The 11,868-nt window shown below is 56.8% G+C and carries 10 protein-coding genes and 1 tRNA gene; 9 read left to right on the top strand and 2 right to left on the bottom strand.

The window, feature by feature from the left end; translation table 11 throughout:
- The first annotated feature begins 5 nt into the window (after positions 1–5).
- Both AC2TDA_RS19235 and phnX read left to right on the top strand, forming a co-directional pair.
- Positions 6–82: transfer RNA gene (locus AC2TDA_RS19235), tRNA-Met, on the top strand.
- 676 nt (positions 83–758) lie between these two features.
- Complete coding sequence (gene phnX / locus AC2TDA_RS19230) at positions 759–1,544, top strand: phosphonoacetaldehyde hydrolase (RefSeq protein WP_480880354.1); 786 nt, start codon at positions 759–761, stop codon at positions 1,542–1,544.
- Between the two features lie 105 nt (positions 1,545–1,649).
- Here phnX and AC2TDA_RS19225 read toward each other — a convergent pair whose 3' ends face one another.
- Both AC2TDA_RS19225 and AC2TDA_RS19220 read right to left on the bottom strand, forming a co-directional pair.
- Complete coding sequence (locus AC2TDA_RS19225; protein WP_480880353.1) at positions 1,650–2,960, bottom strand: GH1 family beta-glucosidase; 1,311 nt, start codon at positions 2,958–2,960, stop codon at positions 1,650–1,652.
- Position 2,961: 1 nt separating this feature from the next.
- Entirely contained in the window at positions 2,962–3,993 is a 1,032-nt protein-coding gene (locus AC2TDA_RS19220; protein WP_480880352.1) for a LacI family DNA-binding transcriptional regulator, read from the bottom strand.
- Positions 3,994–4,212: 219 nt separating this feature from the next.
- Here AC2TDA_RS19220 and AC2TDA_RS19215 point away from each other — a divergent pair, with 219 nt between their 5' ends.
- The 7 genes from AC2TDA_RS19215 (at position 4,213) to AC2TDA_RS19185 (ending at position 11,818) form a co-directional block, all read left to right on the top strand.
- Positions 4,213–5,481 carry an ABC transporter substrate-binding protein gene (locus AC2TDA_RS19215; RefSeq protein ID WP_480880351.1) on the top strand — a complete coding sequence of 423 codons (1,269 nt, stop codon included), beginning with the start codon at positions 4,213–4,215 and terminating at the stop codon, positions 5,479–5,481.
- A gap of 66 nt (positions 5,482–5,547) precedes the next feature.
- The gene (locus AC2TDA_RS19210; protein WP_480848736.1) at positions 5,548–6,555 is read left to right on the top strand and encodes a carbohydrate ABC transporter permease; all 1,008 of its coding nucleotides are present in this window, start codon (positions 5,548–5,550) and stop codon (positions 6,553–6,555) included.
- Positions 6,556–6,565: 10 nt separating this feature from the next.
- Positions 6,566–7,714 (top strand): carbohydrate ABC transporter permease, encoded by a 1,149-nt coding sequence (locus AC2TDA_RS19205; RefSeq protein WP_480880350.1) that lies wholly within the window; start codon positions 6,566–6,568, stop codon positions 7,712–7,714.
- Between the two features lie 9 nt (positions 7,715–7,723).
- Positions 7,724–9,379 (top strand): alpha-glucosidase, encoded by a 1,656-nt coding sequence (locus AC2TDA_RS19200; protein WP_480880348.1) that lies wholly within the window; start codon positions 7,724–7,726, stop codon positions 9,377–9,379.
- A 3-nt stretch (positions 9,380–9,382) separates the two neighbouring features.
- Positions 9,383–10,462, top strand: coding sequence for an ABC transporter ATP-binding protein (locus AC2TDA_RS19195; protein ID WP_480880347.1), 1,080 nt, complete (start codon positions 9,383–9,385; stop codon positions 10,460–10,462).
- Positions 10,463–10,541: 79 nt separating this feature from the next.
- Positions 10,542–11,348 (top strand): CE1 family esterase, encoded by an 807-nt coding sequence (locus AC2TDA_RS19190; RefSeq protein WP_480880345.1) that lies wholly within the window; start codon positions 10,542–10,544, stop codon positions 11,346–11,348.
- A gap of 62 nt (positions 11,349–11,410) precedes the next feature.
- Entirely contained in the window at positions 11,411–11,818 is a 408-nt protein-coding gene (locus AC2TDA_RS19185) for a cupin domain-containing protein (RefSeq protein ID WP_480880344.1), read from the top strand.
- The last annotated feature ends 50 nt before the right edge of the window (positions 11,819–11,868 follow it).

Below are 11,868 nucleotides of genomic sequence, written 5' to 3'. Positions count from 1 at the left end.
AGTGTCGCGGGATGGAGCAGCCCGGTAGCTCGTCAGGCTCATAACCTGAAGGTCGTAGGTTCAAATCCTACTCCCGCAACCAGCGTCAGACTAACTGTCGTCGGAATCAACGCCCGCCTCATCGGCGGGCTTTGCTTTTTTGAGCATGGCGATCAGATTGCTCTGCATGTCCAGGACATGGTTTTTGGCGTCTTGATCATAGGAAACGACAACACGGTCCAGCAGCTCATGCAGCTCGTCGCTCGCTCGGCCAGCCACACCTTCAAGCCGATACTTAACCAGTCGATGTCCGCTCATGACACAAAGCAGACCTTGAAAACCTCACGCCGAACGTCGGCTTCGGCTAATATTGCGTGCGACCTTTCCGCAGCGCATTTAGGAATACCTGCGGTTCGTATCCAGCAAACATCGTAAGCGTTGCATCTGACCCCCTAGATAGCCTCGGACACGAATATCGATCTTGTTCCGTATTACGACACTGACGGCCCGGTCCAATCGTACAGCATTGCCAACGTGCTGGACCCCGGCTTGCCGGATCAGGACCAAACGGCCAACCTCATTCTCAATTATCCGGGAAAGCTGAACAAGCCGGACAGCTTCCGCGGTGGCCATATCGGACAGGTTCATGCAGCCGTCATGTAGGCTGTTGTCGATGTTACCCGAGACGTACTAAAGAAAATGGGCGTCGATAGCGCAGCCCCATCCCCTCTGACCTCAAAGACAAGCGAGCCGAACCGGCCTGATCCAAGGAGAAGAAGATGAGCAAATTCAAAGCGGCCGTATTCGACTGGGCCGGTACGATTGTTGATTTTGGGTCTTTTGCGCCAATGGGTGTATTTGTGAAAGCCTTTGCTGAATTCGGTATCATTGCGACCATCGAGCAGGCGCGCGCGCCGATGGGTGCTCCGAAATGGGATCACATCCGAAGCATGATGGATACGGAAGAGATCGCTGCCCAGTGGGAGACCAAGTACGGCAACCGGCCTACGGTTGCGGATGTGGACAAGGTCTATGAGGTTTTTGTTCCGATGAATGAAAAGGTCGCCGCTGATTATGCGGATCTTGTTCCGGGCGCCAAAGATGCAGTGGACGAGCTACGTGCGATGGGTCTGAAAATCGGATCGACCACGGGTTACACGCGGTCGATCATGGAAAATGTCGTTCCGGTCGCGGCTAAGCAAGGATATGAGCCGGACAACCTGGTCTGTTCGGACGATCTGCCTGAGGGTCGGCCCGGACCACTTGGCATGTACAAATGCATGGTCGATTTGGTGGCCTATCCGCCTCAAGCAATCATAAAGGTGGACGACACGGAGCCCGGCATCAAGGAAGGCGTCGCAGCGGGATGTCTTACCGTAGGCGTGTCTCTGTCCGGAAATGCCGTTGGCAAAACGCCAGAAGAACTGGCGGCCTTGCCGGAAGCCGAAGTCGATGCGCTGCGCATCCACGCAACAAAAATCCTGAAGGAGGCGGGCGCGGACTACGTGATTGATACCGTGGCCGATCTTCCAGCGCTGGTGAGGCAGTTGGACGCTGCAAGCTGAGTGTTTGGGCGCGATACTTGAGGATCAAAATCTAGGGTCGCGAAAATACCGCGAGTACCAATGAACCTTTGGATGCCGGCGCACGAGTAACCCGGAATGAGCACTTTATCCCTTGAGCAGAGCATTTTTCAGCGCGTAATAGGAGGCCTTCGGCGTTCTCTTGAGTGTGGCAAAATCCACATCGACAAGCCCGAACCGTTTTTCATATCCCAAGGCCCATTCGTAATTATCCAACAGCGACCAGACAAAGTACCCGTTGACCGGAACTCCTTCGTTTACAGCGTGATGAACTTGGGCCAAGTGGCGGTCGAGGTATTCTATGCGGTCTTCATCCTGGCTACGTTCGCTGCTCGCCATGCCATTTTCGGTCACATAGATCGGCAAGTCCGCAGTATACTCGCGGGCGGTCCTGATCAAAAAACGTGACAGCGCTGCGGGGTCGATCTCCCATCCCATCTGGGTTTTGGGAAGGGGGCCTGGAACCTCTTTCAGGCTCGGCCATGCGCTGTTGTCGGGGGCGATCAGCTTGCGAGTGTAGTAGTTCAATCCGCACCAATCGACCGGCGCTCCTATTGTGTCGAAGTCATCCTGCCAGCGGTAAGGCAAATGCGCTTCGAGCCCATCCAGAACAATTTGGGGGTAGGACTTGTTGAAAACACCACCCAGAAAGAACCGGTTGTAGATCCCGTCATAACGGTCCGCCGCGCGCCGTGCAGCGTCGCTGTCATCCGCTGGCTCAGCCCATTCCAGATTGAATACGGCGCCCAGGTTGCCCATCCCCAATCCCCGCATCGTTTCGATGGCCCGACCATGGGCCAGCAGTACGTGGTGCATGGCGCGCGCCGTGGCGCGGACATCCCGCAAGCCGGGCGCGTGCTGTCCTTCGAAATGGCTGAGCCAGCTGACGCACCAGGGCTCGTTGATTGGCGCGACGCTGTACATCCGGTCGCCGATCCGACCCATGATGATTTCGGTGAAATCGGCAAACCACCCGGCGATGTCCCGATTTCGCCACCCCCCTAGATCGGCCAAGGGTGACGGCAGTTCCCAGTGGTAAAGCGTTGCGCAGGGGCGAATACCGCGTTCGAGCAACGCATCCGTCAAGCGGTCGTAATAACCCAGACCGTCCTGATTAACCTGTCCGCGCCCCTCGGGAAGAACACGCGCCCAGCTTGTGGAAAAGCGATAGCAGTCAAACCCTGCATCCTGGATCAGGTCGAAATCCTGTTTAAAGCGATTATAGTGATCGCAGGCCATATCGCCATTTTCGGACCGAACCACGTTACCCGGTGTCGCAGCAAAGCTGTCCCAATGGGTCGACCCTGCACCACCCTGTGCGTGCCCTTCGATCTGATAGGCCGAGGTTGCGACGCCGAACAGAAAATCGTTCGGAAAATCTTGGCGTGTGTGTTTCATGTCAGGACCTTTGCAGGGCAGGGCCGGTCGAGCTGCCGACGACCAGTTCGGCCTCAAGCAAGCGCTTTTTGGGGGGGTCGTTGGGGGCGTTGATCCGTTCAATCAGCATTTCGGCGGCCAGTTCTCCGGCGTGCCTGACAGAAGACCGCGTGGCGGTGAAGATCGGCACATCCTGTCCATTCTTCATGTAGGATAGATCGTCGTCATGGGCGATGACAGAAATGTCATGGCCCATACGCAGCCCGTTCTCATCCAGCGCCCTGCGAACGCCTACGGCAGAAATTATGGACGAGGCCAGTATTGCCGTGGGTGGACTTTCCATCTGCAACAATTCGCAGGTTGCCTTATGGCCGTAAACTTCGGTCATTTCGGCGCTGCGCAGCAGTTGGGGGTCAAGCGTCAATCCGGAGGCCGCCAGCGCAGCCATGTAACCATTGCGCCGCCGCTGGGCGAAATCCATATCCTCAAGCCCATTGATCAGGGCGATGCGCTGGTGGCCAAGATCGATCAGAAACCGAGTTGCGCGTTCGAAGGAACGTTGGTTGTTCACGTCTATCCAGTCGTAGGGCTCGGTCGCGCTGGTCGATCTGCCGTGTACGATGAACGGAACGCCCATTTTTGACAGAACCGGTATCCGCGGCTCATCCACTTTCGGGCCTTGCAGGACGATCCCGTCCACCGCGCCCCGTTTGAACAGACTTTGATATGCCTCTTCGACCGAGGTATCTGCGGCATGGGTGAACATCATGTCATAGCCGAAATCGGCATATTTCTTTGCTGCACCTGCAACGAAATCGCCGAAGATCGGGTTTACCATCTCGTGACGCGATGAGCTGGGAATCACGTGCCCGATGACCATTGACCTTCCAGTTGCCAACCCCTTAGCGCGACTATTCGGACGGTATCCATGTTTCTCTGCCGCAGCCTGAACCCGAATGCGTGTCTTCTCGTTGACCTCGGGATAGCCGTTCAGGGCGCGGCTGACCGTCGTCTGCGAAAGACCGAGGATTTCCGAGAGCTGTTTAAGGTTCATAGACTTCAAAGCGCCTTCAAATTTCAATTGTGTTTTGTTTTGTGCGTAAATTCGCCTTCCGTCAACCCGTTTTGAATTATTCGATGATAGCGTTAATAATAAGGGGAGTGGAAAACACATCATTGACAGATGCTGAATGTTAGCGGATAAAGTCGTCTATCCAAAGCGCTTTGAAAAATTGAGTCTCAGGTGCACAAGTCAACGTTGGGAGGAGAATTCATGAAACACTCGCTTTACGCAGGCGCGGCCACGTTCGCCCTGATGGCGGGCGCGGCTCAGGCTGACAAGGTCACCGTGTTTGGTCCGTGGTTGGGGCCGGATCAGGAAAATGTCGAAAAGGTGCTGGACGGATTTTCCGCCGCTACCGGGCATGAGTACGCCTATGTCGGCTCGGACAGTTTCGAACAGCAGATACGGATCGATGCCGAGGCCGGTTCGGCACCGAACGTTGCAGTGTTTCCTCAGCCCGGTCTTGCCGCAGACATGGCGAAATCCGGTTTCCTGACAGCTTTGGGGGACGGTACCGCAGACTGGATTCGCGACAATTATGCTGCCGGGCAGTCCTGGGTTGATCTGGGCACCTTCCCGGGGGCGGATGGGCAGGACCATCTGTATGGTTTCTTCTACAAGGTCGATGTGAAATCGCTGGTGTGGTTTGTTCCAGAGAACTTTGAAGATGCCGGTTATGAAGTGCCGACAACGATGGAAGAGCTCAAGGCGCTGACCGATCAGATTGTGGCCGACGGCGAAACCCCGTGGTGCATCGGGTTGGGGTCTGGCGGCGCGACTGGCTGGCCCGCGACCGACTGGGTCGAAGATATGATGCTGCGCACCCAGTCACCCGAGGACTATGACGCTTGGGTCGCGAACGAGATGAAGTTCAACGATCCAAAAGTCGTTGCCGCGATCGAAGAATTCGGTGCCTTTGCCCGCAACGACGACTATGTCGCGGGCGGTGCAGGTGCGGTTGCAACCACCGATTTCCGCGACAGCCCCAAAGGCATGTTCAGCTCGCCGCCACAATGTTACCTGCACCGTCAGGCCTCATTCATTCCGGCTTTCTTCCCCGAAGGCACCGTTGTCGGTGAGGATGCGGATTTCTTCTATTTCCCGGCCTATGAAGGCAAGGATCTCGGTAGTCCTGTACTGGGTGCGGGCACATTGTGGGCGGTCACCAATGACAGCCCCGGCGCGCATGCTCTGATCGAGTACCTTCAAACCTCCGAGGCGCATGAAACCTGGATGGCGTTGACTGGATTTCTGACGCCTCACAAGGGTGTGGATACTTCTGTTTTCTCGGACCCGACGCTGAAGAAGATGAACGATATCCTGTTGGGAGCGACCACCTTCCGGTTTGATGGATCCGACCTGATGCCCGGTGGCGTTGGTGCAGGCACATTCTGGACCGGGATGGTCGACTATACCGGCGGTAAGCCCGCGCAAGAGGTGGCGGACGAAATCCAATCCTCGTGGGATGCGTTGGACTGATCCCATCTGAAACCGGGCAGTCCGCAATGTCGGGGTGCCCTTTTTCCCTTCGCAACGGAGAGCGTCATGCATCCGGCACTTCAAGGCCTGCTGACCATCGCCATCGGCGTGTCAGGCTGTGTGGGCTATTTCTACTTTTCTAACCAGTTTCTGGACAAGATTCTGTTCCCGCCGCGTGGGCCGAATGCGGGCCGCAACATCAATCGCGCGAACATTATCCGCCCCTGGTTGTTTCTTTTTCCCGCTCTGGCCGCACTCAGCCTGTATCTGGCTTATCCGGTGGTTGAAACACTACGCCTGTCGCTCACAGATCGTTTGCCGGGCGGTGGGTATGAATGGGTGGGTCTGGAAAACTACCGGCAAATGGCAGCCGAGCCCAAATTCTGGGAAGCAATGCGCAACAACATGCTGTGGCTGATCGTGGTGCCAGCGATGTCGACGGGGTTCGGACTGTTGGTGGCGCAGCTCACGGACCGCATTCGCTGGGGAAATGTTGCCAAGGCGCTGATCTTCATGCCCATGGCGATATCATTTGTCGGCGCTTCCGTGATCTGGAAACTCGTCTATGACACCCGTCCGGCGGAACAGGATCAGATTGGTATCCTGAACGCTTTGTACATCTTCTTCGGTGGGACAGAGCCGCAGACTTGGCTGACCATACCGTATTGGAACAGCTTTTTCCTGATGATCGTTCTGGTCTGGATTCAGACTGGCTTTGCGATGGTCATTCTGTCCGCGGCCTTGCGGGGCATCCCCGAGGAAACGATCGAGGCCGCCATTCTGGACGGTGCAAACCCGTTCCAGATTTTTTTCAAGATCAAAGTTCCGCAGATCAAGACAACCATTCTGGTCGTCTGGACCACAATCACGATCACCGTTCTCAAGGTCTTTGACATTGTTTTCGCCATGACCAACGGCCAGTGGGAAACGCAGGTCCTCGCCAATTACATGTTCGACAAACTATTCCGCGCCAATGACTGGGGCGTTGGGTCGGCCTCGGCCATGGTGATCATGCTGTTGGTGACACCGATCCTTGTCTGGAACGTGCGCAATGCGCGCAAGGAAATGCAGTGAGGGGACTGGCATGAGCGATATTGCAGGAACCAAACCGGCGCTCAGATGGGTTGTCCACGGCTCGGTGGTCTTACTGGTGGTGCTTTGGGTCTTTCCGACCCTCGGTCTGCTGATCTCATCTTTTCGTACGGCCGATCAGATCGCAACCAGCGGGTGGTGGCGATCCCTGTTCCCGTCCGAGCAGAACCTGACACTGCGCAGCGCCGCGCCAGAAACGCAGGTGCTGGAAAACGGGATGTATGTCATTGAGGGCAACCTGTTTGACGCAGGAACCAAGGCGACAATATCGAAATGGGGGGTCAGCTCGCGTGCCGTGGATGCTTTTGAGCCGGGAGAGACCGCAGAACTGCGGCGCGGCGGGACGATCACCGTGGATGCAAGCGGAAATTACCGGATGGAGAATTCTGGGGAATTCACCGGCAGCAGGGGCGCGCGGGTCTTTGTAACCGCAGAACTGCCGCCCGAATTCACGCTCGACAATTATCACAAGGTGCTGCTGGCCGAAGACAGTACCGACAGCATGGGCAAGGCCTTTTTCAACACACTCACGGTAACGATCCCGGCAACGATCATCCCGATCCTTGTCGCCGCTTTTGCGGCCTATGCGTTGGCATGGATGGATTTTCCGGGCCGTGCTCTGCTGATCGCAGCGGTGGTCGGGCTGCTGGTTGTTCCATTGCAACTGGCGCTGATCCCGCTGCTGAAATTCCACCTGAATATCGGGATTGGCAAAGGGTACTTGGGTGTTTGGATGGCCCATACCGGGTTTGGGATGCCGTTGGCAATTTACCTGTTGCGCAATTACATGGCCGGATTGCCGCGCGATCTGATTGAAAACGCGCGGGTCGATGGGGCGACCGAGTTCCAGATCTTCACCAAACTCATCCTGCCGCTCAGCTTTCCGGCCTTGGCCTCTTTCGCGATCTTTCAGTTCCTTTGGACCTGGAATGACCTGCTGGTCGCCAAAGTGTTCCTGATCGATGCGTCCGGCGAAACCACCGTGATGACCAACCGCATTGTCGAGCTTTTGGGTACACGCGGCGGCAATTGGGAAATCCTTGCCACGGCGGCGTTTGTGTCGATCGCCGTCCCGCTGGCTGTCTTTTTTGCAATGCAGAAATACCTCGTCCGCGGCCTGCTGGCCGGTTCAGTCAAATAAAGGCGTGTCATGAACGTGCAGAACAACACAAATCATATCAAAGCAACCAAGGCGTCGTCTGAATGGTGGCGGGGTGGGGTGATTTACCAGATCTATCCGCGCAGCTTTCAGGACAGCAATGGCGATGGAATCGGCGACCTGAAGGGGATCACCAGCCGGTTGGGCTATATCGCTTCGTTGGGTGTCGACGCGATCTGGATTTCGCCATTCTTCAAGTCTCCGATGAAAGATTTCGGGTACGACGTCAGCGATTACCGCGATGTTGATCCGATGTTTGGCACGATGGACGATTTCCGCGATTTGCTGGATCAGGCGCATGCACTGGATCTGAAGGTCATGATCGATTTAGTGCTGTCGCATACTTCGGATCAACACCCTTGGTTCAGCGAAAGCCGTACCAGTCGGGATAACGCTAAATCTGACTGGTATGTCTGGGCCGATCCCAAACCTGACGGAACGCCGCCAAATAACTGGCTGTCGATCTTTGGCGGTTCGGGGTGGCAATGGGATTCGCGCAGGCAGCAATACTACCTGCACAACTTTCTGGCCTCGCAGCCCGATCTGAATTTCCATTGCGCCGACGTTCAGGATGCCCTGCTTGACGCGGCGCGGTTCTGGCTGGATCTCGGTGTCGATGGCTTTCGTTTGGACACGATCAATTTCTATTTCCACGATGCCCAATTGCGCGACAATCCTGCACTACCCTTGGATCAGCGCAATGCCTCCATTGCGCCGATGGTCAATCCATACAACCATCAGGATCACCTGTTCTCGAAAAGCCAACCCGAGAACATTGCGTTTCTGGAACGGCTGCGTGCCGTGACTGACGAATACGAAGGTCGGGCGTGTCTGGGTGAGATCGGGGATGCGCAGCGTGGGCTTGAGATTATGGGTCAGTACACGACCGGCGATAAGCGTATGCACATGTGCTATGCCTTCGAGTTTCTGGAAAAGCGTGCGCTGACTGCGACTTATGCCAAGCACGTCTTTGATCAGCTTGAGGAGAAAGCCGGGGATGCCTGGCCTTGCTGGGCGTTTTCGAACCATGACGTTCAACGCCATGCCTCGCGCTGGGAATTGTCCGACGAAGCGATCCGTCAGCATGTTGTCCTGATGATGTGCCTGCGTGGTTCGGCCTGCCTGTATCAGGGTGAAGAGCTTGGACTGCCCGAAGCACAGGTGCCATTCGAGCGGTTGCAGGACCCCTATGGCATAGAATTCTGGCCTGAATTCAAAGGCCGCGACGGGTGCCGTACGCCCATGGTCTGGGCTGCGCAGGACCAGGAGCTCGGGTTCAGCACCGGCGAACCGTGGCTTCCTGTCAGCGCCCAGCAGGCCGAGCGAGCAGTGGATCGGATGGAGCGGGAGCCGAACTCGATGCTGCACCATTACCGCCGCGCTATTGCGTTGCGCCATGCGTATCCGGCGCTGATGTCAGGTGTGCAGACACAAATGGCGCAGAACGGGTCTGTGCTGACTTTCCTGCGTGAAGCTGGCGCCGAAAAGGTGTTCTGCGCATTCAACCTCGGTTCAGAAACGGAAAGCGTCGCTCTGCCAGACGGCAATTGGCGCACCATCGGCGAGGAATTGGGCGGCGTCTCAGGGGCGGGGACTGTGACCCTGGGTGTCGCGCAATTCTGTCTGATGGTCAGGGAAAAGGGGTAAGGCATGTCGGAACTTAATCTAACGGACGTAGCCAAGACCTATGGCCCGGTCGATGTTCTGAAAAACATCAACCTGGATATCGAAACGGGTGAACTGATTGTGTTCGTCGGCCCCTCGGGCTGCGGGAAATCCACCCTGCTGCGGATGATAGCCGGGTTGGAGAATATCTCGGGCGGTACGCTCGAGATCGAAGGTCAGGTGATGAACGATGTGCCGCCGGCGCAGCGTGGTATTGCGATGGTGTTCCAAAGCTACGCTCTTTATCCACATATGACGGTGCGCGAAAATATGGCCTTTGCCTTGAAGATAGCCAAGATGCCGTCGGCCGAGATCGACGCTGCTGTGGATCGCGCCGCCCGGACCCTGCAACTGGAGCCATTTCTGGATCGTCTTCCTAAGGAGCTGTCCGGTGGCCAGAGGCAACGGGTTGCCATCGGCCGCGCCATCGTGCGGGACCCGAAAGTGTATCTTTTTGACGAGCCGCTCTCGAACCTTGACGCGTCGCTACGTGTCGCCACACGGATCGAAATCGCGCGATTGAAAGAGGCGATGCCAGAAAGCACGATGATTTATGTGACCCACGATCAGGTCGAGGCCATGACGCTGGCCAGCAGGATTGTTGTCTTGGCCAACAAGGGCATCGCCCAGGTCGGCACGCCGTTAGAACTTTATGAAACGCCGGACAACGAATTTGTCGCGCAATTCATCGGATCGCCCGCAATGAACCTGCTGCCCGGCGTTATTTCAGAGACCGGGCAAACCACGACGGTGACGCTTGAGGCCGGAGGAGCCGTCGTTTCGGCGATCTCCACTACCCCGGATCAGCAGGGATTGCAGGTCAATGTAGGCGTACGCCCCGAGGATATGTTGCCGGATGACGCGTCGGGGTTTTTCGAAGGTGAGGTAGATTTCACCGAAGCGCTGGGCGAAGTGACATTGTTGTATATCGCGGACAAGCCCGGCGCCGAGAGTGTCATTGCCAAACTCCCGGGAATCGAGCGAAATCTGCGCGGGCAGATGGTCAAACTATCGGCGGATCCGGCGAAAGTGCACCTATTCCACAATGGATTGTCGCTACGGTGATGAACGCAGCCCGCGTGAAGAACAATCTTTGACGCATATGTGACGTGACACTGGCAGCAAGGCGGTTACGCTCCGCGACATGATGTACAGACTGATCTGCTTGTTTTGGATGGCCGCGACACCAGCTTTTGCAATGGGGCCGTGGCGCACTGATTGTCAGGGTGACACTGCTTGCCAACTGGATGATCGCTCTTATCACGTGCTTGAACCGGACCAGTGGGATGGTGAAACACCCTTGCCGGTGCTGATGCATTTTCACGGTTGGGCGCGCCAAGGGAACGTCGTCGTGAACCACGAACGGATAGCTGGGGCGACCGCACGCAGAGGCGTTCTACTGGTTGCCCCCAACGGGTTGGGCAAAAGCTGGAATTTCTGGACTCCCGACACTGAAGACGTTGGTTTCGCCAACCGCGTTCTTGAGGATGTCGGTCGGCGCTATCCGATCGACCCGACCCGTATCTATGTCTCGGGTTATTCTTTTGGCGGTGCGATGGCTTGGCGCTACGTCTGCCAGTCCGGTAACGCGGTCGCGGCGCTGCTTGCTGTAGCGGGCAGCATTCACCAGACCGAGAGCTGCCCACAAGCGCCGCGACAGGTTCGCCATGTCCATGGAACGAGCGATGCTGTGATGGATTTTCCATTTGGCCCGGATGACGACACGACCTATCCGGTGGCCCTATGGCGACAGAAGTACGATTGCGGCACCGCCATCCCGCGCGGAAATTGGAGCGTGGTACCGTTCCTGACGCTCAGTCGCGTGGAGTGGACCGATTGCGCTCGGGGGCAAGTGGTTCTGGATACACATCCGGGCGGGCATTTCATCCCGCATGGCTGGATCGGGCGGCAACTGGACGAACTTTTGGGGCGTTCGCCCACCTATCCCTGAGCGTTGACTTCAAAGCTCAGGCGCGATCATCTGCAGGTCGCACGTAACAGGAGAATCCCGTCGTGAGACCGCTGTTGTTGAGCGCTCTGATCCTTGCCGCCACACCCGTACTTGCCCGTGACACCTATCCACCGGTCGAGGTGTTGTTGCAGACCCAAACCTCGGTCATAGGTGAAACGCTGGAATATCCCTCAGGTACGCCCGAGATTACGATGGCGATTGTTTCCATGCAGCCCGGCCAAAACACCGGACCTCATCGCCACGATGCGCCCTTGATGGCTTATATTCTGGAAGGGGAAATTACAGTCGATTACGGCGAGGCCGGTACGCGTACCTATAAAGAGGGCGATGCCCTTGTCGAGACTTTTCGGTCAACTCATTTCGGGGTCAATACCGGCGACGGCATTGCTCGTATTCTGGCGGTGTTCGCGGGTTCAGACAGCGTGTCGAACACGGTTGCAGAAGAGTAAACGTCGGGGGACCATGCTGCCTCTTTCCCCTGTGCGCAATATCCGTTACA

The organism is Ruegeria sp. HKCCD6426 (genome assembly GCF_057221115.1).
The sequence above is the reverse complement of the archived record's forward strand: the minus strand, read 5'-3'. Positions and strand labels throughout refer to the sequence as shown.

What these genes read in the sequence shown, in the direction of transcription:
- AC2TDA_RS19190 (WP_480880345.1), top strand. Translation starts at nt 10,542, where the DNA reads ATGATGTACAGACTGATCTGCTTGTTTTGGATGGCCGCGACACCAGCT.
- AC2TDA_RS19220 (WP_480880352.1), bottom strand. Translation starts at nt 3,993, where the DNA reads ATGAACCTTAAACAGCTCTCGGAAATCCTCGGTCTTTCGCAGACGACG.
- AC2TDA_RS19200 (WP_480880348.1), top strand. Translation starts at nt 7,724, where the DNA reads ATGAACGTGCAGAACAACACAAATCATATCAAAGCAACCAAGGCGTCG.
- AC2TDA_RS19215 (WP_480880351.1), top strand. Translation starts at nt 4,213, where the DNA reads ATGAAACACTCGCTTTACGCAGGCGCGGCCACGTTCGCCCTGATGGCG.
- AC2TDA_RS19210 (WP_480848736.1), top strand. Translation starts at nt 5,548, where the DNA reads ATGCATCCGGCACTTCAAGGCCTGCTGACCATCGCCATCGGCGTGTCA.
- AC2TDA_RS19225 (WP_480880353.1), bottom strand. Translation starts at nt 2,960, where the DNA reads ATGAAACACACACGCCAAGATTTTCCGAACGATTTTCTGTTCGGCGTC.
- phnX (WP_480880354.1), top strand. Translation starts at nt 759, where the DNA reads ATGAGCAAATTCAAAGCGGCCGTATTCGACTGGGCCGGTACGATTGTT.
- AC2TDA_RS19205 (WP_480880350.1), top strand. Translation starts at nt 6,566, where the DNA reads ATGAGCGATATTGCAGGAACCAAACCGGCGCTCAGATGGGTTGTCCAC.
- AC2TDA_RS19195 (WP_480880347.1), top strand. Translation starts at nt 9,383, where the DNA reads ATGTCGGAACTTAATCTAACGGACGTAGCCAAGACCTATGGCCCGGTC.